Origin of the sequence: Kitasatospora sp. MMS16-BH015 (genome assembly GCF_002943525.1) — a bacterium.
Lineage (GTDB): Bacteria > Actinomycetota > Actinomycetes > Streptomycetales > Streptomycetaceae > Kitasatospora.
Window position 1 is genome coordinate 4,717,317 of record NZ_CP025394.1, and the last position, 23,162, is coordinate 4,740,478.

Annotated in this window: 20 protein-coding genes; 19 read left to right on the plus strand and 1 reads right to left on the minus strand. The window is 72.1% G+C overall.

Features of this window, described 5'->3' with window-relative positions; genetic code table 11:
* Window positions 1-120 precede the first annotated feature (120 nt).
* The 17 genes from CFP65_RS20370 (at window position 121) to CFP65_RS20450 (ending at window position 19,064) form a co-directional block, all read left to right on the plus strand.
* On the plus strand, window positions 121-1,413 hold the full coding sequence (locus CFP65_RS20370) for an FAD-dependent monooxygenase (protein ID WP_174805556.1): 1,293 nt from the start codon (window positions 121-123) through the stop codon (window positions 1,411-1,413).
* A gap of 51 nt (window positions 1,414-1,464) precedes the next feature.
* The gene (locus CFP65_RS20375) at window positions 1,465-2,664 is read left to right on the plus strand and encodes a cytochrome P450 (RefSeq protein WP_104817522.1); all 1,200 of its coding nucleotides are present in this window, start codon (window positions 1,465-1,467) and stop codon (window positions 2,662-2,664) included.
* On the plus strand, window positions 2,658-3,218 hold the full coding sequence (locus CFP65_RS20380; protein WP_104817523.1) for an SRPBCC family protein: 561 nt from the start codon (window positions 2,658-2,660) through the stop codon (window positions 3,216-3,218). The genes CFP65_RS20375 and CFP65_RS20380 overlap by 7 nt, the downstream gene beginning before the upstream one ends.
* Window positions 3,175-3,543 carry a YrdB family protein gene (locus CFP65_RS20385; protein ID WP_104817524.1) on the plus strand — a complete coding sequence of 123 codons (369 nt, stop codon included), beginning with the start codon at window positions 3,175-3,177 and terminating at the stop codon, window positions 3,541-3,543. Before CFP65_RS20380 ends, CFP65_RS20385 begins: the two co-directional genes overlap by 44 nt.
* A gap of 217 nt (window positions 3,544-3,760) precedes the next feature.
* Window positions 3,761-5,638, plus strand: a complete 1,878-nt coding sequence (locus CFP65_RS20390; RefSeq protein WP_104817525.1) for an HAD family hydrolase — start codon at window positions 3,761-3,763, stop codon at window positions 5,636-5,638.
* On the plus strand, window positions 5,613-5,834 hold the full coding sequence (locus CFP65_RS20395) for a DUF6059 family protein (RefSeq protein ID WP_104817526.1): 222 nt from the start codon (window positions 5,613-5,615) through the stop codon (window positions 5,832-5,834). The genes CFP65_RS20390 and CFP65_RS20395 overlap by 26 nt, the downstream gene beginning before the upstream one ends.
* A 128-nt stretch (window positions 5,835-5,962) precedes the next feature.
* A complete protein-coding gene (locus tag CFP65_RS20400) occupies window positions 5,963-7,735 on the plus strand; it encodes a fatty acyl-AMP ligase (protein WP_104817527.1) in 1,773 nt (590 codons plus the stop codon).
* 1 nt (window position 7,736) lies between these two features.
* The gene (locus CFP65_RS20405) at window positions 7,737-9,491 is read left to right on the plus strand and encodes an acyl-CoA dehydrogenase family protein (protein WP_104817528.1); all 1,755 of its coding nucleotides are present in this window, start codon (window positions 7,737-7,739) and stop codon (window positions 9,489-9,491) included.
* Entirely contained in the window at window positions 9,485-11,242 is a 1,758-nt protein-coding gene (locus CFP65_RS20410) for an acyl-CoA dehydrogenase (protein WP_104817529.1), read from the plus strand. Before CFP65_RS20405 ends, CFP65_RS20410 begins: the two co-directional genes overlap by 7 nt.
* Window positions 11,243-11,275: 33 nt before the next feature.
* Window positions 11,276-11,581, plus strand: a complete 306-nt coding sequence (locus CFP65_RS20415; RefSeq protein ID WP_104817530.1) for an acyl carrier protein — start codon at window positions 11,276-11,278, stop codon at window positions 11,579-11,581.
* Window positions 11,578-14,589 carry a type I polyketide synthase gene (locus CFP65_RS20420; protein ID WP_104817531.1) on the plus strand — a complete coding sequence of 1,004 codons (3,012 nt, stop codon included), beginning with the start codon at window positions 11,578-11,580 and terminating at the stop codon, window positions 14,587-14,589. Before CFP65_RS20415 ends, CFP65_RS20420 begins: the two co-directional genes overlap by 4 nt.
* Window positions 14,590-14,609: 20 nt before the next feature.
* Window positions 14,610-15,629, plus strand: coding sequence for a 3-oxoacyl-ACP synthase III family protein (locus tag CFP65_RS20425; RefSeq protein WP_104817532.1), 1,020 nt, complete (start codon window positions 14,610-14,612; stop codon window positions 15,627-15,629).
* 9 nt (window positions 15,630-15,638) lie between these two features.
* On the plus strand, window positions 15,639-15,869 hold the full coding sequence (locus tag CFP65_RS20430) for an acyl carrier protein (protein ID WP_104817533.1): 231 nt from the start codon (window positions 15,639-15,641) through the stop codon (window positions 15,867-15,869).
* 11 nt (window positions 15,870-15,880) lie between these two features.
* Window positions 15,881-16,723, plus strand: coding sequence for a 2-oxo acid dehydrogenase subunit E2 (locus CFP65_RS20435; protein WP_254552484.1), 843 nt, complete (start codon window positions 15,881-15,883; stop codon window positions 16,721-16,723).
* Complete coding sequence (locus CFP65_RS20440) at window positions 16,632-17,504, plus strand: 4'-phosphopantetheinyl transferase superfamily protein (RefSeq protein ID WP_254552485.1); 873 nt, start codon at window positions 16,632-16,634, stop codon at window positions 17,502-17,504. Before CFP65_RS20435 ends, CFP65_RS20440 begins: the two co-directional genes overlap by 92 nt.
* A gap of 21 nt (window positions 17,505-17,525) precedes the next feature.
* A complete protein-coding gene (locus CFP65_RS20445; RefSeq protein ID WP_104817534.1) occupies window positions 17,526-17,939 on the plus strand; it encodes a DUF4260 family protein in 414 nt (137 codons plus the stop codon).
* 21 nt (window positions 17,940-17,960) lie between these two features.
* Window positions 17,961-19,064, plus strand: coding sequence for an alpha/beta hydrolase (locus CFP65_RS20450; RefSeq protein ID WP_104817535.1), 1,104 nt, complete (start codon window positions 17,961-17,963; stop codon window positions 19,062-19,064).
* A gap of 13 nt (window positions 19,065-19,077) precedes the next feature.
* Here the strand turns inward: CFP65_RS20450 and CFP65_RS20455 are convergent, their stop codons facing one another.
* The gene (locus CFP65_RS20455; RefSeq protein ID WP_104817536.1) at window positions 19,078-19,566 is read right to left on the minus strand and encodes an SseB family protein; all 489 of its coding nucleotides are present in this window, start codon (window positions 19,564-19,566) and stop codon (window positions 19,078-19,080) included.
* A 170-nt stretch (window positions 19,567-19,736) separates the two neighbouring features.
* Here CFP65_RS20455 and CFP65_RS20460 point away from each other — a divergent pair, with 170 nt between their 5' ends.
* Both CFP65_RS20460 and CFP65_RS20465 read left to right on the plus strand, forming a co-directional pair.
* Window positions 19,737-21,566, plus strand: a complete 1,830-nt coding sequence (locus CFP65_RS20460; protein ID WP_104817537.1) for an acyl-CoA dehydrogenase — start codon at window positions 19,737-19,739, stop codon at window positions 21,564-21,566.
* Window positions 21,567-21,809: 243 nt separating this feature from the next.
* Window positions 21,810-23,105 carry a M18 family aminopeptidase gene (locus CFP65_RS20465; RefSeq protein ID WP_104817538.1) on the plus strand — a complete coding sequence of 432 codons (1,296 nt, stop codon included), beginning with the start codon at window positions 21,810-21,812 and terminating at the stop codon, window positions 23,103-23,105.
* Window positions 23,106-23,162: the final 57 nt, after the last annotated feature.

Genomic DNA, 23,162 nt, shown 5'->3' on the forward strand with positions numbered 1-23,162 from the left:
ACCAGCTGTTGACCATACGTATGCGGAGCTCCCCGGCCGGCCCGGGGCGTGCAACCCGGGCTTTAGCGCCCCCGCCGAGGCTTGCCCCCGACTCTGTGGGACTCCAGGAGAGGGAAGGCGATGACAGCTGCACTGAACACCCAGGTGTGTGTGGTGGGAGGCGGCCCGGCGGGACTCGCCCTCGCGCTCGAACTCGCCCGGTACTCCCGCGAGGTGGTCGTCGTCGAGCAGAGCGGGCACTTCAACCGCTCGTTCCGCGGCGAGTCCATCTCGCCCGACTCGGTCTGGATGCTGGAGAAGCTCGGCATCCTCGACCAGGTCAGAGACAGCACGCTGCGCACCGAGCGGATGGTCATCACCGACGGCGGCAAGGACGTGCTCTCCGCCGACTTCGCCGACTTCGACGAGCCCAGCCGCTACCCGATGGAGCTGCCCCAGCCGGTGCTCCTGGAGGCGCTGGCCGCCGAGGCCGCCCACCACCCCGGCTTCGCGCTGCTGCGCCGCACCACCGCCACCGGCCTGATCCACGACGGGGACAGGGTGGCCGGCGTCAGCTGCACCGGCCCGGACGGGCCGCTGGAGATCCGGGCCAAGCTGGTGGTCGCCGCCGACGGCCGGTTCAGCAAGATCCGCGAGATGGCCGGGATGCGCTACGACAAGATCCCGCTGGAGCGGGACTTCGTCTGGTTCAAGGTACCGATCCCGGAGAGCTGGGACGGCCACACCCTGCGGGTGCGCATCCTCGGCGACCGGCACGGCCTGTTCATCCCGACCGTGCCCGACCTGATCCGGATCGGCTTCAACATCCCCAAGGGCGGCCTGCGCGAGCTGCGCAAGGAGGGCATCGGCGCCCTGCACGAGCGGATCGACGAGCTGGCCCCCGAGCTCTCCCAGGGCGTCCGGGAGCACGTCAAGGGCTGGTCCGACACCTCGATGCTGGACATCTTCACCGCCGTCGTCCCCGAGTGGTCCGTCCCCGGCCTGGTGCTGATCGGCGACGCCGCGCACACCCTCACCCCGGTGCTCGGCCAGGGCGTCAACCAGGCCATGGTGGACGCGATCACGCTCGCCCCGCTGGTCTCCCGCGCGCTGCTGGCCGCCGACCCGTACCGGGCCCTGGACGAGGCAGGCCGCACCTTCCAGGCCGCCCGCGAGGAGGCCGTCTCCACCGCCCGGCGGCTCCAGATGCGCCAGGAGCGCGCCTTCGCGCTCTCCCACCCGCTGGCGGTCGCGCTGCGCCGCGCGGTCTACCGGGTGGTCTCGGTCAGCCCCGGCCTCAAGCGCTCGATCGTCGGCGGCGTCTACTACCAGCTCCAGGACCAGGTGCGGCGCAGCGGCAAGCCGCTGGAGCTCGCCCCGGCCACCCGCCCGGCCGCCCCCGCGCCCGCGCCGGTGACCGACAACGCCCGCTGACCAAGGGCGACTTGACGTCTTCCCCGACCGCCGCCACGAACGGAGAGCCCGATGACCGAAGCCGAGCCGCAGGACTTCCCCTTCGAACGGACCTCGGCCCTGCACCCCTGCCCGCACTACGCCCGGCTCCGCGAGGAATCCGCCCTGGCCGCGATCCGGATGCCCAGCGGCGACACCGGGCAGCTGGTGACGCGGTACGAGGACGTGCGCTCCGTCCTCTCCGACGACCGGTTCAGCCGGGCCGCCACCATGGAGGACGGCGCCCCGCGCTACGGCCCGGCCCCGCAGAAGTTCAAGACCCTGCTCAACATGGACGACCCGGAGCACAGCAGAGTGCGCCGCCTGGTCTCCCGCGAGTTCACCGCCCGCCGGGTGGCCGGGCTCAGACCGCGGATCCAGGAGTTCACCGACCGGCTGCTGGACGAGATGGCCGCCGTGGAGGCCCGCGAGGTCGACCTGGTGAAGGCGCTGGCCTTCCCGCTGCCGGTGCTGATGATCTGCGAGCTGCTGGGCGTCCCGTTCGAGGACCGGGAGCAGTTCGCCGCCTGGTCCGACTCCTTCATGTCGATCACCGCCGTCTCGGTGGAGGAGATCCTCGCCGCCCAGCGCGCGCTCTACGTCTACCTGGCGGGCCTGATCAAGGCCAAGCGGGAGAACCCCGGCCAGGACCTGCTCTCCGCCCTCACCCAGATCTCCGACTCCGACGAAGGCCGGCTCAGCGAGGAGGAGCTCACCTTCCTCGGCATCAGCCTGCTGCTGGCCGGCCACGAGACCACCGCCAACTCGATCGCCAACGGCGTGACCGCCCTGCTCAGCCACCCCGACCAGCTGGAGATCCTGCGCAAGGAGCCCGAGCTGATGCCCGGGGCGGTGGAGGAGCTGCTCCGGCTCTTCCCGCCCGGGGACGAGACCCTGCTGCGGATCGCCCTGGAGGACGTGGAGATCGACGGCCAGGTGGTGCCCGCCGGGCACGCCGTGCTCCCCTCGCTCGGCTCGGCCAACCGCGACGAGCGGCACTTCGAGCAGGCCGAGGTCTTCGACGTGCGCCGCCAGCAGGTCGACCACATGACCTTCGGCCAGGGCGCCCACTACTGCCTCGGCTCGGGCCTGGCCCGCGCCGAACTCCAGATCGTCATCGAGACCCTGATCCGGCGCTTCCCGACCCTGCGGCTCGCCGTGCCGCTCGCGGAAGTGCCCCGCCACACCGGCCGCCTCGTGCACGGTGTCAGCAGGCTCCCGGTGGCGTGGTGAACGGCCGCCTCCCGGCGCTGTTCCGGGTCGGGCCCTCGCTGGCCACGCTGGACCGGGATTACGCCCGGGCCGGCCGTGTCGACAGCGCGGCACCCGTCCAGGCGCGGCACCAGGTCGCCGTCGCCGCGCCACCGGGTCAGGTCTTCGCCCTGATCACGGACGTGGCCGGCTGGCCGCGGTGGTTCCCGGCGGTGGAGGGCGTCGAGCTCTCCCCGGGTCCGCTGCGGCCCGGCTCCGAGTTCCGCTGGCGCAACGGCAAGAACCGCATCCGCTCGACCGTCGCCACCCTCATACCCGGGCAGGAGATCAGCTGGACCGGCGTCTGCTCCGGCGCCCGCGCCGTCCGGCGGCACCTGCTGACTGAGACCGCCGACGGCGGCACCCTGCTGACCGTCGAAGAGTCCATGTCGGGTCTCCTGCTCACCCTGTTCTACGACAGCGACAGACTCCAACGGGCAACCGGCGCATGGCTGGAGGCCCTCCAGGCCATTGCGGAAAGAGGTTGGCGAGATGGGTTTCAGCCCGGTCAGTCTGGGAGTTCGGTTCCTGCTTGAGCTCTCGGCTCTGGCAGCCTTCGGTTACTGGGGCTTCAAGACGGCCCCCGGCGGCATGCGGGTGCTCGCGCTCATCGCGCTCCCGATCATCACGGCCGTCCTCTGGACGGTCTTCGCCACCCCCGGCGACCCCTCCCGCAACGGCGGCACGGTCATCGCCACCCCGGGCCCGCTCCGCTTCGTCCTGGAGCTGGTCATCCTCTTCGGCGCGGCCTGGGCCCTCTACAACGCGGGCGCCAAGACCCCGGCGATGGTCCTGCTGGTCGTCCTGGTGATCTACCACCTGACGGCGCTGGACCGCGTCTTCTGGCTCTTCCGACACTGAACCGTTCGGCAGCACCAGCCAGTTGCACTATCAGGGGCGCGGGGCCCCTCTTGATTAACTGCGCGCGCGACCGGCCATGCACCTTCGTAGAGGGCCGATCGCGCACGTAGTTGATTGAGCTGGGCCCCGCGCCCCCGGGCGTGTGCAACTGGCCCTTTAGTCGAAGGCTCCACGCTCGCAGCAACGCGACCCATCCGCCCGAGCGGGGAGACTCCCTATGACCATCGCCACCCACGAAGCGACCGTACGGGAACGGCTGCGCACCCTGGCCGCCGCAGGCGAACTCGCCGCCCGCTACCCGGAGATCCCGCAGATCCTGGCCACCGCCGGCCCGGAGGAGATCGCCGCCGCCGGCCGCCAGCTCTCCCGGCTGAAGCCCGAGGAGGTCATCGCCCTGCACCCCGGCACGGACACCTTCACCGTCGCCGTGACCGGCTCCTCGACCCTCGGCGGCCTGCTGCCCGCCCTGACCGGTGAACTCGCCCGGCACGGCCTGCTGCTCCGCCCCTGGGTGGGCGACTTCGACGGCTGGATCACCGAACTCCAGGACACTGACAGCGAGTTGTACCAGGCCAAGGCAGACCTCACGCTCTGCGTGCTGGACGCCGCTGCGGTGCTGCGCTCGCTCCCGACCCCGTGGCAGGCCGCCGATGCCGCCGCCGCGACGGCGGCCACCCTGGCTCAGCTGGACCGGCTGGCCGCGCACTACCTGGAGCACGGCACCGGCACCCTGGTGCTCAACACCGTCCCGCTGCTGCGCGGCTGGACCCACCAGCTGGTCGATCTCGCGTCCCGGGCCCAACTGGGCATCACCTGGCGCGAGTTCAATGCTGGTCTGCTCAAGCTGGCGGCCAAGTACGACCGGGTCGCGGTGCTCGACCTGGAGCCGCTGCTGGCCGAGTCCGGGCCGGTCAACGACCCGCGGCTGGCGGTATACGCCAAGGCCGAGTACGGCGACGAGCTGCTCGGCCGGTACGCCCGCGAGGTGGGGCACCTGGCCCGGACGGTCAAGGGCCGCACCAAGAAGGTGCTGGTGGTCGACCTGGACAACACGCTCTGGGACGGCATCCTGGGCGACGACGGCGCGGACGGCATCGCGGCCGCCGTGACCTTCCGGGGCGAGGCCTTCGGCCGGTTCCAGCAGGTGGTCAAGCAGATCGGCTCGCAGGGCGTGCTGCTCGCGGTGAGCAGCAAGAACGACCAGGAGCCGGTGGTGGACGTGCTGACCAGCCACCCCGACATGGTGCTGCGGGCCGCGGACTTCGTCCGGATCAACGCCAACTGGCAGCCCAAGGACGCCAATCTGCAGGACATCGCGCAGCGGCTCAACCTCGGGGTGGACAGCTTCGTCTTCGCCGACGACTCCTCCTTCGAGACCGGCCTGGTGGCCAGCTCGCTGCCCTCGGTCGCGGTGATCCGGCTCGACGAGGAGCCGGCCCTGCACGTGGCCAAGCTGCTGGCCGACAACTGGTTCGACGTGCGCGAGCTGACGGCCGAGGACCGGGCCCGGGCCGGGCTGTACCGCAGCGAGGAGGCCCGGCAGACGCTGCTGGAGAGCACCGGGTCGATGGAGGAGTACCTGGCCCAGCTGGAGGTGGTCGTCGACCTCTCCCCGGTGCAGGAGCACGAGATCGCCCGGCTGGCCCAACTGACGCTGCGCACAAACCAGTTCAACCTCACCACCGAGCGGCTCCAGGTGGCTGACGTGCGCGAGCGCCTCGCCGACGACTCGCACCTGGTGCTGGCCGTCCGCACCGCCGACCGGTTCGGCGACCAGGGGCTGGTGGGCGGGGTGTTCGCGCACACCGAGGGCGACGCGCTGGCCATCGACAACGTGATCCTGAGCTGCCGGGTGTTCTCCCGGGGCATCGAGCAGACGGCGATCGCCACCGTGCTGGCCGAGGCGGCCCGGCGCGGGCTGCGCCGGGTGACGGCCTCGTACCGGCCGACCAAGAAGAACCACAAGGTGCGGGAGTTCTACCCCTCGGTGGGCTTCGCCCGGGCCGGCGGCACCGACGAGGAGCCGGACTTCGCGCACGACCTGGCCGAGCGGCTGGAGGTGCCCGGCCATGTCCGGGTCGCGGCCCGGTTCTGACCCGGGGGATCCGGTCGGCCAGTCCTGGTGGCGTGGCTTCGTGCTCTACGGCCTCTTCCACGGCTTCGCCGACGACGACCTGGCCGCGCTGGTCCTCGGCCTGCGCGGCCCCGCCCCGGGCCACCCGGAGCGGGCCGTCCCCTGGCTGCCGCCCACACCCGAGGAGCGCGACCTCTGGGCCCGGGCGTCCGAGTAGCCCAACCGGCGCTCCTGGCAAGGGAAGTGGCGCCGCAAGGGGCCCTAAAGCTCCGCCCCCGAGTATCGATCCTGTTGGTCCAGCTCCGACGGCCTGCCCGTCGGCGAGTCAGAGGCGAGGGGAAGACGTTGACGGGTTTCGAAACATTCACCGAGCTGGTGCTGCACCGCACGGCGGATCTTGGCGAGAAGGACGCCTTCATCTTCCTGCACGACAACGCGGCCGGCACCGGCGCCGAGCACCTCACGTACAACGGCCTGGACGCCGAGGCCAAGCGGATCGCCTCCTGGCTGCAGGCCCAGGGGGCGGAGGGCGGCCAGGTGCTGCTGCTCTACCCCTCCAGCGCGGACTTCGTGAAGGCCTTCACCGCCTGCCTGTACGCCGGTTCGGTGGCCGTGCCGGCCCCGCTGCCGGGTGACCAGGGGCACCACTTCGCCCGGGTCTCGGGCATCCTGCGCGACGCCGAGGTCAAGGCGGTGCTCACCGACAGCGCCAACGAGCCCAACATCAGCGCCTGGCTGCGCGAGGCGGGCTTCACCGACATCAACTGCCTGGCCACCGACCGGCCAGGCGAGGGCGACCCGTCGGCCTGGACGGCACCGAAGCTGACCCCGGAGTCGCTGGCCTTCCTGCAGTACACCTCGGGCTCGACCAGCAGCCCCAAGGGCGTGATGGTCTCGCACTTCAACCTGCTCTCCAACGAGTACGCGATCCAGCGCTCGACCAGCAGCGACGAGAACTCCCGGTTGGGCGGCTGGCTGCCCTTCTACCACGACATGGGCCTGATCGGGCACATCCTCCAGCCGCTCTGGCTGGGCGGATCGGCCGCGCTGATGTCGCCGGTCTCCTTCCTCAAGCGGCCGTTCCGCTGGCTGCAGATGATCGACCAGTACAAGGTGACCATCGGCGGCGGCCCGAACTTCGCCTTCGACCTGTGCACCCGCCGGGTCACCGACGAGCAGCTGGCCACCCTCGACCTGTCCAGCTGGAAGGTGGCCTGCAACGGCGCCGAGCCGGTCCGGGCCGAGACCATCCGGGCCTTCACCGAGCGGTTCGAGCCGGCCGGCTTCACCCCCGAGGCGTTCTTCCCCTGCTACGGCATGGCGGAGACCACGCTGCTGGTCTCCGGCACCCCGTACGGGCAGAAGCCGGTGATCCGCAGCGCGGACATCGCCGCCCTGGAGCTCGGCACCCTGCGCGAGCCCGCCGAGGGCGCCCCGGCCCGCACCCTGGTCTCCAGCGGCGTCTTCCAGGACTTCGACGTGCGGATCGTCGACCCGCAGGAGCACACCGAGCGCCCCGAGGGCGGGGTCGGCGAGATCTGGGTCAAGGGCGACAGCGTGGCCGGCGGCTACTGGAAGCGGCCGGAGACCAACGCGGAGATCTTCCAGGCCGTGATCCTCGGCGGCGAGCAGGGCCCGGACGCCGGCTGGCTGCGCACCGGCGACCTGGGCGTGCTGGAGAGCGGCCAGCTCTACGTCACCGGCCGGCTCAAGGAGATGATCCTGATCAACGGCCGGAACATCTACCCGCACGACGTGGAGCGCACGGTGCAGGCGCTGGACCCGGCGCTGGCCCCCGGCAACGGCGCGGTCTTCTCGGTGGACACCGGCGAGGAGCACCTGGTCATCGTCCAGGAGATCAAGCCCAACTCCCCCTCGGCGGCCGACCTCCCGGCGCTGGCCGCGCAGGTCCGCACGCTGATCAGCAAGGAGTTCACCGTCGCGGGCAGCGTGGTGCTGGTCAAGCCGGGCACCATCCGCAAGACCACCAGCGGCAAGCTGCAGCGCACCCTGATGCGCCAGCTCCTGATCGAGGGCAAGCTCACCCCGCTGCACGAGGTGCTGGAGGACGGGGTCAAGGCCCTGGTGGACGCCGCCGCGCTGGCCTCGGTGGGCTGACATGGACCACGCTCCCTACCTGCTGGCCGAGCAGCTGGAACGCGACCTCGGTGACCCGGAGGGCCCGGGCGTGGTGTTCAGCCACGCCAACTCGCTGGCCCTGGACGAGACGGAGGAGTTCCCGGCCGCGATCTGCCGGCGGCTGGAGGAGCTCGGCGTCCACGAGTACTACGTCCCGGCCCAGTACGGCGGGCGGTTGGAGACCTACGAGCAGGTGCTCCAGCTGATCCGCACGGTGGCCCGGCGCGACCTCACGGTGGCGATCGGACACGGCAAGACCTACCTGGGCGGGGTCTGCGTCTGGGTGGCCGGCTCGCCCGAGCAGGCCACCGCACTGGGCGCGGACATCAAGGCCGGCCTGCCGGTCTCGCTCGGCCTGACCGAACGCGCCCACGGCAGCGACCTGCTGGCCGGCGAGGTGCAGGGCGTGCCGACCGAGGACGGCGGCTGGCTGGTCAGCGGCGAGAAGTGGCTGATCAACAACGCCACCCGCGGCTCGCTGCTCTCGCTGCTGACCCGCACCGACCCGGCCGCCGGGCCGCGCGCCTTCAGCGTGCTGCTGGTCGACAAGCGGGCCATCCCGCAGGAGAGTTACCGCCACCTGCCGAAGATCCACACCCACGGGATCCGCGGCGCCGACATCTCCGGCATCGCCTTCACCGAGGCGCCGGTGGCCGGCTCGGCGGTGGTCGGCGAGGCCGGCAGCGGCATCGAGATCGTGCTCAAGGCGCTCCAGCTGACCCGCACCATGTGTGCCGCGCTCTCCCTCGGGGCGGCCGACCACGCGCTGGCCATCGTGCTCGACTTCGTCGAGGAGCGCGAGCTCTACGGCCGCAAGCTGGTCGAACTCCCGCAGGCCCGGCACCTGTTGGCCGGAGCCGCCGCCGACGTGCTGCTGGACGAGGCGCTCGCACTGACCGCCTCGCGCGGCGTGCACACCCTCACCGAGGAGCTGTCGGTCACCGCCGCCGTCACCAAGTACCTGGTGCCCACCGGCACCGAGGGCGTCATCGCCGACCTCACCAAGCTGCTCGGCGCCCGGGCCTTCCTCAAGGACGTGCACGCCCGGGGGATGTTCCAGAAGGTCGACCGGGACCACCGGATCGTCGGCCTCTTCGACGGCAACACCCTCGTCAACCTCAGCTCCCTGGTGAGCCAGTTCCGCTCGCTGGTGCGCGGGTACCGCCGGGGCACCGGCGGACTCGACGGTGCCGGCGCGGCGTACGACCTGGCACGGCCGCTGCCGCCCCTGGCGCCCGAGCGGCTCTCGCTCGTCGCCCGGTACGGCAGCGGCGTCATCGCCTCGCTGCCCGGCTCGGTCGAGGCGCTGCGCGCGGAGGCGGACGCCAACCCGGCGTACAAGCCCGCGCTGGCCCACGCCGAGCGCCTGGTCGCGGCCGTGGCCCGCGTCCACGAGGCGATGGAGGCCCACCAGAACGCGCTCACCGACGTGCCGCCCGAGGCCTTCGACGTGGCCCGCAGCTACGCCCTGTGCTTCGCCGCGGCCGCCGCCCTCGGCATCTGGCGGCACAACCACCGGGCAGCCGAGCAGGGCCGCACCGCCGGGCTCTGGCAGGACGGGCTCTGGCTGCGCGCCACGCTGGCCCGGGTGCTGGGCCGGCTCGGTGAGCCCACCGACGACCGGGAGGCCGCCGAGGCGCTCCTGGAGCAGGTCCGGGCAGTGCGCGGCGAGGGGCTGCTCCCCTCGCTCCTTCCGCTGGCCCTGAAGCACAACGACGAGGGGACGTCATGCTGAACCAAGCCGCCGACCAGGTGGTCGGTCCCGATATCGGAGCGGAGGCCCGCGCCGTCGCCCGGGTGGCCGAGATCGAGCGGGCCTTCGGTGACCCGACCGACGCCACCAACCCGGTGGGCTTCGCCCGCCTGCTGGAGGCCGACGAGGCGGGGGAGCTCTCCGCCGAGGGCGAGAAGATCCTGGACGACCTCGGCTTCAACGCCGAGTTCGTGCCCGTCGAGCTGGGCGGCCGGCTGGAGCAGCTGGACACCCTGACCCGGGTGGTCCGGCAGGTCTTCCGCCGGGACATCGCGCTCGGGCTCGGCTACGGCGTGACCTCCTTCATGGCCTCGGTCAACGTCTGGGCGGCCGGCAGCGAGGCCCAGCAGCGCAAGCTGGCGGACATCCTGCTGCGCGGCGGCAAGGTCTCGGTGGCGTACCACGAGCTGGCGCACGGCAACGACTTCGTGCGCAACGAGTTCGAGGCCCGCCCCTCGGCCGAGGGCGGCTACCTGCTCGACGGCGAGAAGCAGGTCATCAACAACGCCGGCCGAGCCGCCGCCTGGCTGCTGTTCAGCCGCACCTCGCAGGCCCCGGGCAGCCGCAGCCACTCGGTGCTGATGGTCGAGCGGGCCCGGATCGACACCGAGCGGCTGCGGGTGCTGCCCCGCTACGGCACGGTCGGGGTGCGCGGCTGCTACCTCTCCGGCCTGGACTTCGACCGGGCCCCGGTGCCCGGCGAGGCGCTGGTCGGCGCGGAGGGCCAGGGCGTCGAACTCGCCCTGCGATCCTTCCAGATGACCCGCAGCGCGATCCCCGGCATGGCGCTCGGCGCGGCCGACACCGCGCTGCGCACGGTGGTCGGCTTCGCGGTGAGCCGGGAGCTCTACGGCAAGTCACTGCTGAAGATCCCGCACGCCAAGTCCACCCTCGGCACCGCCTTCCTGGACCTGCTGATCAGCGACAGCCTCTCGCTGGTCGGCACCCGCGCGGTGCACCTGCTGCCCGACGAGACCAGCGTCTACGCCTCGGCGGTCAAGTACCTGGTGCCGAAGATCCTGACCGAGACGATGTACGAGCTCTCGATCGTGCTCGGCGCCCGGTTCTACGTCCGCGAGGGCGAGCACGGGATCTTCCAGAAGCACGTGCGCGACCTGCCGGTGCTCAGCCTCGGCCACGCCGGCTCGGCCGCCTGCCAGGCCACCATCATCCCGCAACTGCCCCGGCTGGCCCGCAAGTCCTGGTTCCGGGCCGAGCCCGCCCCGGCCGAGCTGTTCCAGCCGCGCAGCCCGCTGCCGCCGATCCGCTACGAGCAACTCGCCCTGGCCACCGGCCGGGACAGCCTCTCGGCCGCGCTGGTGGCCGCCGTGGACGAGCTGCCCACCACCAACCCGGAGGAGCGGGCGATCCAGAGCCTGGCCCTGCGGTTGATGGACGAGCTGCGCCAAGTCCAGGAAGCCGCCCTCCAGTTGTCCCCGCAGGACCGCACCGCGCTGGCCAGCCCGAGCAGCTTCTCGCTGGCCGACCGGTACGCGGTGCTGCTGGCCGCCTCCGCCGTGCTCGGCGTCTGGCGCGAGGCCCGCGGCGGGGAGGACGCCTTCCTGGCCGACCCGGCCTGGGCCGCCGCCGCCCTGCACCGCCTGGCCAAGCGGCTCGGCCAGCAGCCGGCCCCGCTGCCCGCCTCCTGCGAGGAGCGGCTGCACGAGGAGGTCGTCCGCCGCTTCACCGAGCACCGCAGCTACGACCTGTACGACACGCCCCTCGCGGGCTGAGCCACCCACCGGAACCGACCCTAGGAGCGCCCCATGTCCGTCCCCACCACCAACCGGCCCGCAGGCGGGGCCGGGCACACCGCCGAATCCCTCACCGTCTGGCTGGCCGACCGGATCGCGGTCTACCTCAAGCGCCAGCCCTCCGAGATCGACCCGACCGTCCCGCTCGCCGAGTACGGGCTCAACTCCGTGGCGGCGCTGGGCCTGTGCGGCGACATCGAGGAGGACTTCGACCTGATCCTGGAGCCCACCGCGGCCTGGGACTACCCGACGGTCGAGGCGCTGGCCGGCCACCTGCTGGAGGAGTTCGCCGCCCAGGCCCAGGACAGCTCTCGATGAGCACCCCCGCCGAGAAGACCGGGCCTGACCGCCGCATCGCGGTGGTCGGCCTGGACTGCCGCTTCCCCGGAGCGCCGGACCCAGCCGCCTACTGGGACCTGCTGATGCGCTCCGGGGACGGGGTCGGCCAGGTGCCCGACACCAGATGGCTGGGCGCCGACTTCTACTCGCCCGAGGGCGAGGAGGGTCGCACCAACACCACCGAGGGCGGGTTCATCGCCGACCCGGACGTCTTCGACAACGAGTTCTTCACCATCTCGCCCCGCGAGGCCGCCGCGATGGACCCGCAGCAGCGCCTGCTGCTGCACACCGCATGGCGGGCCCTGGAGAACGCCGGGGTGGCCCCGAGCAGCCTCGCGGGCACCCGGACGGGCGTCTTCGTCGGCATCATGGGCAACGAGTGGGCCCAGCTGCACCTGACCGACTACGACCGGATCACCGCCCAGGTCGGCTCCGGCAACGGCTACTGCATGACGGCCAACCGGATCTCCTACCACCTCGACCTCAAGGGGCCCTCGCTGGCCGTGGACACGGCCTGCTCCTCCTCCCTGGTCGCGGTGCACCTGGCCGGCAACGCGCTGCTCTCCGGCGAGTGCGACTACGCGCTGGCCGGCGGGGTCAACGTCCAGCTCACCCCGGCGCTGGGCATCTTCTACACCCAGGCCGGGCTCTCCGCCCCGGACGGCCGGTGCAAGCCGTTCAGCTCCGAGGCGGACGGCATCGGGCGCGGCGAGGGCGTCGGCGTGGTGGTGCTCCGCCGCCTCGAGGACGCCCTGGCCGACGGCCAGCAGATCTACGCCGTGATCCGCGGCACCGCCGTCAACCAGGACGGGCGCAGCAACGGCATCACCGCGCCCAACCGCTGGTCGCAGCAGGAGGTGCTCTCGGCCGCGTACCAGCGGGCCGGGGTGGAGCCCGCGGACGTGGCCTTCACCGAGGGCCACGGCACCGGCACCGAGCTCGGCGACATGATCGAGGTCAAGGCTCTCGGCGGGCTGCACAACCGCCGCGAGAAGCCGATGGCGCTCGGCTCGGTCAAGGGCAACCTGGGCCACACCGAGGGCGCCGCCGGCATCGCCGGCCTGATCAAGGTGGCCCTCGCCCTGCACCACCGGGTGGTCCCGGCCAGCCGGTTCGCCACCAAGGAGAACGGCAAGCTCAACCTGACCCGGCACGGTCTCAAGCTGCTCAAGGCCCCGCTGCGGCTGCCCGCCGGCACCAGCGTGGCCGGCCTCTCCAGCTTCGGCATGGGCGGCACCAACGCCCACGCGGTCCTGGAGTCCGCCCCGGCCGGCGCGGTGCGCCCGGCCGTCCCGGAGGGCTCGGTGGGCGTCTTCACGCTCAGCGCCACCACCCCGGAGGCGCTGCGCCGCAACCTGCTGGCCCAGGCCGGCGAGCTCGGCAAGCGCCGGGTGCCGGTCGGCCCGGTCTGCTGGAGCAGCAACCGGGTCAAGGGCGGCCACCGGGTCCGCTTCGCGCTGCCCGCCGCCGACACCGCCGAGCTGGCGGTGAAGCTGCGCCAGGCCGCCGAGGACGAGGAGGTGCTCGGCCAGTACGCGGCCCAGCCCGCCGGCCGCCCGCGCACCGCCTTCTTCTACACCGGCCAGGGCGCCCAGAGCCCGGCCATGACGGCCCGGCTCTACCGCGAATCCCCGCGCTACCGGGCCCACTTGGAGGAGGCGGACGCGGCGCTGCGCCCGCACCTGGACGAGTCGGTGCTGCAGCTGATCCTCTCCGGCGACGAGCGGGTGCACCTGACCCGGTACACCCAGCCGGCGCTGTTCGCGGTCGGCTACGCGCTCACCCGCACCCTGGACGAGCTGGGCGTCGCCCCGGCGCTGCTGCTCGGCCACAGCGTGGGCGAGTACGCGGCGGCGGTGGCCGCCGGGGTGTTCGGCCTGCCCGAGGCGGCCCGGCTGATCGCCGCCCGAGGGGCGCTGATGCAGGCCCTGCCCTCCGGCGGTGGCATGCTCTCGGTGCCCGCGCCGGTGGCCGAGCTGCGCGAACTGGTGGACGCCGAGCCGCTGGTGGGCATCGGCGCGGTCAACGGCCCGCAGGGCACGGTGCTCTCCGGCGACCTCAAGGCGCTGGAGCGGATCGACGCGGTGCTCCTCGCGCGGGGGCTGGAGACCAAGCGGCTCCAGGTCTCGCACGCCTTCCACTCCCCGCTGATGGCCCCGATGCTGGAGCGCTTCTCGCTGGTGGCCGAGGAGGTCGGCGGCGGCATCCCGAAGCTGCCGGTCTACTCCACCGTGCGGGGCAGGCTGCTGCGCGACGACGAGCCGATGGACGCGGCGTACTGGGTCGAGCACGTGGGCGCCCCGGTGCTCTTCGCCGAGGCCGCCGAGCGGCTCTTCGAGGCCGGGCCCACCCACGTGGTGGAGATCGGCCCGCGCCCGGTGCTCAGCGGCCTGGTCCGTCGGCTGCGCCCGCCCGCCGGGCTGCGCACCCTGCACCCGGCCCAGGCCCCGCGCGGGGAGGAGCCCGGCCTGCCGCACCTGGCCGAGCTGCTCGCCGCCCTGCACCGGGACGGCCTCAACCCGGCCTGGGACGCCTTCTACCCGGAGGCCGACCGGCAGGCGCTGCGGCTCGCCCCGTACGTCTTCTCCGACGCCCACCGGTACTGGAGCAAGCCCGTCCGGCGCAATCCGGTCGCCGTGGTGGAGGCGGTGGCCGAGGCCCCCGCTGCCGCCGCCCCGCAGCCGGTGAGCGCCCGCCTCACCCTGGGCCGGGGCGCGGGCCTGACCGGCCCGACCGCGGAGGCGGTGCTGGCGGCCGTGGCCCAGGTCGGCGGCTACACGGTGGCCGAGCTGAACGCGCACTCGCGGCTGTACGAGGACCTCGGCTTCGACTCGGTGATGGTCATGGAGCTCAAGACCCGGATCGAGAAGAAGCTCGCCCTGCCCGAGGCGATCCCGGTGCAGGACCTGCTCCCGCACCTGGGCTCCGTCGGCACCCTGATCACCTTCTTCGAGGAGCGCCGCACCCGCGTCACGGTGGCCTCATGAGCCTGGGAAAGGACTCAGCGATGACGAGCAACGAGGCCTACATCGCCTCGATCGGGACGGCCCTGCCGGGCGCGCCCGTGGACAACGAGCAGCTGGCCAAGGCCCTCGGGGTCAACCAGGAGTGGGTGGAGCTCTTCATCGGCACCAAGACCCGCCACTTCGCCCGCGACGTGGGCACCAACGAGGTGCGCTGGTCACTGGCCGACCTGGCCGCCCAGGCGGGGGAGAAGGCGATCGCCTCGGCCGGGATCGACCCGGCGCAGATCGACTTCATCGTGATGGGCACCGCCACCCCCGACACCCTGATGCCGGCCACCGTCAACCACGTGGCCGACCAGCTCGGCCTCGACCAACTGCCCACCTACCAGCTCCAGTCGGGATGCGCCGGCGCCGTCCAGGCGCTGGAGCTCGGCCGCACCCTGGTCACCGCCACCGGCGGCACCGGCCTGGTGATCGGCGGCGACGTGTGCAGCAAGCACCTCGACCTGCGCCGCGACCTGACCGACGCCCCCTCCAGCGAGCTGGTCAACTTCGTGCTCTTCGGCGACGGCGCCGGAGCGGCCGTGCTCACCCCCGAGCCGATCGGCCAACGGGTCGCGCTGCGGCGGGTGTTGAACCGTCTCACCGGCCTCGGCCGGGCCCCCGGCCAGACCATCGAGTGGTTCGGGGTGGCCGACAAGGACACCGACAAGCAGGCCATCAACGAGGACTACAAGGCCATCGAGGAGTCCGTCCCGGTGATGGCGGTGGAGATCCTCTGGGAGCTCCTCGGTGAACTCGACTGGTCCGTGGAGGAGTTGGACTACATCCTGCCGCCCCAGCTGTCCGGCCGGATGACCAGTCTGATCTACCAGAAGCTCGACATCCCGAACGTCCGGGAGATCTCCTGCGTCGCCGACACCGGCAACAACGGCAACGCCCTGCCGTTCCTGCAGACCGAGCGCCTGCTCGCCGAGATGAAGACCGGCGAGAGGGCCCTCGCGGTCGCCATCGAATCCAGCAAGTGGATCAAGGGCGGCTTCGCCCTTGAGAAGATCTAGGGGGCCCGGATGAGCATCACCACCGAGGAGTTCGTCCAGCTGGTCAACGAGGACATCGGCCTGCAGGTCGAACCCACCGAGCTGGAGGCCGACTTCGACGCGCTCCCCGGCTGGGATTCGCTGCACCTGCTCAAGCTGGTGACGGCCCTGGAGAAGGCCACCGGCCGGAAGGTGCCGGTCGGCCGCCTGCTCGAGGCCCGCTCGCTGGGCCAGATCCACCGACTGGCCACGGCCTCGTGAGCGCGGGCCAGGTGAGCACCGAGCCCGTCCGGGCGCGCCGGCACACGCTCTTCTTCCTGGAGTACGCGGCCGCGCAGCGCCCGGTCTACCTGGACACCGAGGTGGACATGACCCTGGTCACGGCGCACCGGGCGGGCAGCGAACGCCGGTACTCCCTGGTCAGCTACCTGCTGCTCGCCGTCGGCGAGGTGCTCGGCCGCCACCCGGAGGCGAACGCGGTGCTCGCCCCCGGCTGGCCCGGCCGCCTCGCCACCCCCAAGGTCACCCGCTTCCCCTCGGTGACCGCCAAACTCGCCCTCGACCGCCCGGTCGAGGGGCAGCGCACCGTCCTGTCCGCCCTGCTGCCGGGTCTGGAGCACCAGACCCTGGCGGGCATCCAGGACACCGTCGACCGCTACCGGGGGCCGGACGCCGCCGACCTCCCGGAGTTCACCGCCGTCCGCAAGCTCGGCAGGCTGCCCGCCCCGCTCGGGCGCCTCGCCTTCACCGCCGCGCTGCGCCGCCCGGAGCGGCGCGCACAGATCCTCGGCACGGTGGCCGTCAGCTCGCTGGGCCACCGCCCGGTGGAGGCGTTCCACTCGGTGGGCGGCACGGCGGTGACGATCAACGCGGGCCGGGTCACCGACCGCCCGGTGGCCCGGGCCGGCCAGGTGGTGATCGCGCCGGTGATGCGGCTCGGCCTGGCCTTCGACCACCGCGTCGTCGACGGCGGGACGGCCGCCGACGTGCTGGGCGATCTCAAGCAGACACTGGAGGAGTTCCATGACCGGAGTGGAGGCGGCCGCGGCGAAGCCGTTCGGGCCACCGATCAGGATCACCGGCCGGGACGGCCCGTGGGCGCCCGTCACCCGTAGCGTCCAGGAGTACGGCACCGCCCTGGTCTACGCCCACCTGGACGACTGGCGCCCGGACCGGGCGGCCGGCCCCCGGCTGCAGCGCCTGCTCGGCCGCGACTGGGCCAAGTACCTGGAGCTGACCCACCTGGACGTGCGGATCCGCTTCGCCGCCTCCCGGATCCTGCTGAAGACCGCCGTCGGGCGGCTCTTCGGCGTGGGCCCGGAGGAGGTCGAGCTCGGCTACCGGGACAAGGGCCGCCCGTTCATCCGGGGCAACGACTCGGTGGACGTCTCGATCAGCCACACCGACGGCCTGCTGCTGGTCGGCCTCTCCACCCAGGGCCAGATCGGCGTGGACGTGGAGCCGGCCGACCGCGAGCTCTACGACCAGGGCCTGGCCCGGCACCTGTGCACCGAGACCGAGCTGAAGCGGGTCGAGGCGCTCCCGTACGAGCTGCGCAACGCCGAGCTGCTGCGGATCTGGACCCTCAAGGAGGCGTACACCAAGGCGATCGGCACCGGCCTGATGTCCTCCTTCGGCAGCTTCAGCGTGGACGGCAGCGGCAGCTGCCACGGGCTGCGCGGCCCGGACGGCGAACCGGCCGACACCGGCACCTGGTACTCGGCCACCTTCACCGACGAGCCCGAGTACGTGCTCAGCGTGGCCGTGGTCGACGACGGCTTCGGCTCCGACACCCAGGCGGCGACCGGCGCCCGGCTCAACGACGGCCTGGTCTCGGCGCTGATCGACGCCCTCGGCGAGGAGGAGCCCGACCAGGGCGCCGACTCCGACTGGTAACCCATCCGAAGGGGAGCACCCATGAGCAGCACCGCGTTCGCCGTCACCAGCCACGAGCCGCCGCCGGACCGGTGGACCTGGCGCCACCCCGAGGGCCGCCTGCTGAGCGCGGCCGTCGGGGTCGGCGCGCTGACCGCCGCCACCGTGCTGGCCGGCCCGCTCACCTGGACCTTCTGGGCCGGCCTGCTCGGCCCGGACCTGGCCTTCGCCAAGGGCTGGGGCCGGCCCACCCCGGGCCCGGGCTACGTGCCGAAGGAGACGGTCGGCCTCTACAACGAGCTGCACCACCCGATTGCCCCGGCGGCCGCCATCGCGCTGGGCATCGTCACCCTCTCCCAGCCCCTGGTGGTCGGCGGCCTCGGCTGGCTGGCCCACATCGCGATCGACCGCGCCACCGGGATCGGCCTGCGCCACCCGGACGGCCACATCCACTGACGACTCGCCGGAAGGTCAGCCATGTACGACTTGGACGAACTCAAGGGCTACGCCCGCCTGCACGCCCGGGGCCAGGGTGTCGACGCCCGCCGGGTCGCCGAGGTCCTGGACGGGATCACCAACGACACCCCCGGGGACGAGCACTCCTGGGCCAGGGTCTGGCACACCGCCGCCTACGCGCTGGCGGCGCGCGGCCGCGAGCTCGAGGCCTGCGCGCACTACGCGATGGCCCGCTTCCCCTACCCCTCCGACCAGCCGCGGGCCGAGGCCCAGCAGGCCGCGGTGGCCGCCTTCGACCGCTGGCGCACCGCGCACGGCGGCATCGAACCGCTGGAGGTGGCCGTCCCGGGGAAGGGCAAGGTGCGGGCCTGGACGGCCGGCCTGGACGCGGCCGACCCGCGCCCGCTGATCGTGGTGATGGGCGGCATCGTCTCCACCAAGGAGCAGTGGGCACCGCAGCTGCCCAAGTTCGCCAAGCAGGGCTTCGCGGCCGTGGTCGCCGAGTTCCCCGGCGTCGGCGAGAACGGGATGACCTACACGGCCGACTCCTGGCGCCTGCTGCCGGCCCTTCTGGACGCCCTCCAGGGCCGGGCCCGGCTCACCGACGTCTCGCTGCTCACCCTGAGCTTCAGCGGCCACCTCGCGCTGCGCGCCGCCGCCACCGACGACCGGATCGGCCGGGTGCTCACCGTCGGCGCCCCGGTCTCGGCCTTCTTCACCGACGACCAGTGGTGGGAGACCAGCGTCCCCGCGATCACCAAGCAGACCCTGGCCCACCTCACCGGCCTCACCGACCCGGCGGCCCTGCGCGCCGAGCTGCGCGGCTGGGCCCTGACCGAGGCGGAGCTGGACGCTGTCCAGGTGCCGGTCGGCTACGTGGTCTCCACCCGGGACGAGATCATCCCGCGGGCCGACGGCAAGCTGCTGGCCGACCGGCTGCCGCAGGCCCGCTTCAAGGAGTTCGACGACGTGCACGGCTCGCCGGACCACCTGGGCGAGATGCGCCTGTGGCTGATGCACGCCCTGCTCAGCAGCCAGGGCATCGAGGACCACCGGACGGCGGCCCTGGAGGTCGGTCTCGGCCTGCACAAGCTCGCCGAGATCGTCAAAGAGGGAAGGTCCTGAAAGAGGGAAGGCCTTACCCGTACATCCGGCGCATGGTGAAGTCCACCATCTGCTCGACCGCCTTGGCGTCGAAGACCATGCGGTGTTCGCCCTCCATGTCGAGGGCGAACCCGTAGCCGGTCGGCAGCAGGTCGAGCACCTCGGCCCCGGTGACGCTGAAGTACTTGGAGTCCTTGCCCGCGTACCGGCGCAGCTCCTTCAGCGAGGAGAACATCGGGATCACCGGGGTGGGCGTGTTGTGCAGCGCCAGGAAGCCCGGCCGGTCGCCGCGCGGGCAGTGCACCTTGGAGGTGATGAAGATCGCCTGGAAGTCCTCCACCGGCATCGAGCCCGTGGTGAAGGCCCGCACCGCGTCCGCGAGCGTGGGCGGCGACGGTTCGGGGTACAGGGACTGCTGGGGAGCGCCCTGCTGGTCGCCGTAGGCACCGGCGCCGGGCATGCCCATGCCGGCCTGCTGCTGGTACGGGTCGCTCTGGTACCCGGTCTGCTCGTAGCCGTACACGCGCCCAAGGTTAGCGGGGGACGTGACCACGTTCATAGCTGGCTTTGGCAGCCTTTTGGCCCTCACCCCCTTGAACAAGTTACTTACGGGTAGCATCATGTTGTCTACTGGTGGGTAAGTGGGGCGCGCGAAGCGACGGTCCCCGGAAGCGACGAACCGGAGAAACGGCCATGGGTCACTACAAGTCCAACCTGCGGGACGTGGAGTTCAACCTCTTCGAGGTGTTCGGCCGCGAGCAGGTGTACGGCACCGGTGCGTTCGCCGACATGGACGTCGACACCGCGAAGAACATCCTCAGCGAGATCGCGCGCCTGGCCGAGAACGACCTGGCCGCCTCCTTCGTCGACGCCGACCGCAACCCGCCGGTCTTCGACCCGGAGACCAACACCGCGCCGGTCCCGGCCTCGTTCAAGAAGAGCTACCAGACCTTCATGGACGCCGAGTGGTGGCGCCTGGGCATCCCGGAGTCGATCGGCGGCCAGGTCACCCCCGCCTCGCTCATCTGGGCCTTCGCCGAGCAGATCCTCGGCTCGAACCCGGCCATCTGGATGTACTCCTCCGGCCCGGCCTTCGCCGGCGTCATCGCGGACGAGGGCACCGAGGAGCAGCTCAAGATCGCCCAGCGGATGACCGACCGCCTCTGGGGCTCGACCATGGTCCTCACCGAGCCCGACGCGGGCTCCGACGTGGGCGCCGGCCGCACCAAGGCGATCAAGCAGGAGGACGGCTCCTGGCACATCGAGGGCGTCAAGCGCTTCATCACCTCGGGCGAGCACGACATGTCCGAGAACATCATCCACATGGTGCTGGCCCGCCCCGAGGGCGGCAAGCCGGGCACCAAGGGCCTCGGCCTCTACATCGTGCCGAAGTACGACTTCGACTGGGAGACCGGCGAGCTCGGCGAGCGCAACGGCGTCTACGCCACCAACGTCGAGCACAAGATGGGCCTCAAGGCCTCGAACACCTGCGAGATGACCTTCGGTGCCAAGCACCCGGCCAAGGGCTGGCTGCTGGGCGAGACCGTCGACGGCATCCGCCAGATGTTCAAGATCATCGAGTTCGCCCGCATGATGGTCGGCACGAAGGCGATCGCCACCCTCTCCACCGGCTACCTGAACGCGCTGGAGTACGCCAAGGAGCGCGTGCAGGGCGCCGACATCTCCAACTTCCTGGACAAGAACGCCCCGCGCGTCACCATCACCAACCACCCCGACGTCCGCCGCTCGCTGATGATGCAGAAGGCGTACGCGGAGGGCATGCGCGCCCTGGTGCTCTTCACCGCCTCCACCCAGGACGACGTGCTGGCCGCCCGCCTGCGCGGCGAGCAGGACGAGGCCGCCGAGCGCCTCAACGACCTGCTGCTGCCGATCGTCAAGGGCTACGGCTCCGAGAAGTCCTACGAGCAGCTCGCCCAGTCCCTGCAGACCTTCGGTGGCTCCGGCTACCTGCAGGAGTACCCGATCGAGCAGTACATCCGGGACGCCAAGATCGACACCCTCTACGAGGGCACCACCGCGATCCAGGGCCTGGACTTCTTCTTCCGCAAGATCGTCAAGGACGGCGGCCAGGCGCTCACCGCCGTCTCCGAGCAGATCCAGAAGTTCCTCGGCGCGGCCTCCGGCGGCGATGCCCTGGCCACCGAGCGCGAGCTGCTCGCCAAGGCCGCGGGCGACCTGGAGGCGATCGTCGGCAAGCTGCTGGCCGACCTCTCCTCGGTCGAGCAGGACGTCAAGAACATGTACAAGGTCGGCCTCAACAGCACCCGCCTGCTGATGGTCTCCGGCGACGTGGTGGTCGGCTGGCTGCTGCTGCGTCAGGCCGTCGTGGCCCTGGCCAAGCTGGAGGCCGGCGCCTCGGAGAAGGACGTCCCCTTCTACCAGGGCAAGGTCGCCGCGGCCCGCTTCTTCGCCCGCAACGTGCTCACCACCACCGCCGCCCAGCGCGTGATCGCCGAGGGCGTGGACAACGCGATCATGGAGCTCGACGAGGCCGCCTTCTAAGGCACCCCAGGTCCTCCTGACCCACCCTCACACGGAGGGGGTCTACGCACAGCGCGTAGACCCCCTCCGTGCTTGTGCGACCATCGAGGTGCCGAGCCGCGCCCCCACCGGTCCGTACCGGCCTGGCACCGTTGTGTCACCGTTGTTGAAGACACCTCGACGTGTCCGTGTACGGGCATATGCTCGGGGTCGGAGACCGGGTTCCCCGTCCGGCTTTCAGCCCTCCCTCAACCCAGGAGCAGCATGTCGACCGCCGCCCGCCCGGCCTACTTCGACCGAACGCACACCGACGACCTGATCGCCTTCCTGAGCGCGTCGCCGTCGCCGTTCCACGCCGTGGCGAGCGCGGCCGAGCGACTGGAGAAGGTGGGCTTCCGGCGGGTGGCCGAGACGGACGCGTGGGACGCTGCGGCCGGTGGCCGGTACCTCGTGCGCGGCGGCGCGCTGATCGCCTGGTACGTCCCCGAGGGCGCCACCCCGGCCACCCCGTTCCGGGTGGTCGGCACCCACACCGACTCGCCGAACCTGCGGGTCAAGCCCGTCCCGGACACCGGCTCGGCGGGCTGGCGCCAGGTGGCCGTGGAGATCTACGGGGGCGTGCCGCTCAACACCTGGCTCGACCGCGACCTCGGCCTCTCCGGCCGGCTGGTGCTGCGGGACGGCTCCACCGTGCTGGTCCAGATCGACGAGGCGCTGCTGCGCGTCCCGCAGCTGGCCATCCACCTGGACCGCCAGGTCAACGACGGCCTCAAGCTGGACCGCCAGCGCCACCTCACGCCGATCTGGGGGATCGGCGAGGTCACCGAGGGCTCCCTGATCGAGTACGTGGCCGAGCGTGCGGGCGTGGCCGCCTCCGACATCCTCGGCTGGGACTTGATGACCCATGACATCCAGCCCCCCGGCTACCTGGGCCGGGACAAGGAGCTGCTGGCCGCGCCCCGGCTGGACAACCTGCTCTCGGTGCACGCCGGCGCCGCCGCCCTCGCCTCGGTCGCGGGTGAGCGCCTCCCGTACATCCCCGTCCTCGCCGCCTTCGACCACGAGGAGACCGGCAGCGAGTCCGACACCGGCGCCCAGGGCCCCCTGCTCGGCAACGTGCTGGAGCGCAGCGTGCACGCCCGGGGCGGCTCCGCCGAAGACCGCGCCCGCGCGCTGGCCGGCACGGTCTGCCTCTCCTCCGACATGGGCCACGCCGTCCACCCCAACTACAGCGAGCGCCACGAGCCCGGCCACCACCCGCTCCCCAACGGCGGCCCGATCCTCAAGGTCAACGTCAACAACCGCTACGCCACCGACGCCGTCGGCCGGGCCGTCTTCGCCACCGCTTGCGAGAAGGCCGGCGTCCCGTGGCAGAGCTTCGTCTCCAACAACGCCATGCCCTGCGGCACCACCATCGGCCCCATCACGGCGGCCCGCCTCGGCATCACCACCGTCGACTGCGGCATCGCGGCCCTCTCCATGCACTCGGCCCGCGAGCTCTGCGGCGCCGAGGACCCGCACCACCTGGCCAACGCCATCCGCGCCTTCCTCCAGGGCTGAGCGCACACGCCGAAGGGGCCGACTCCGTACGACGGAGTCGGCCCCTTCGCGTGCTTG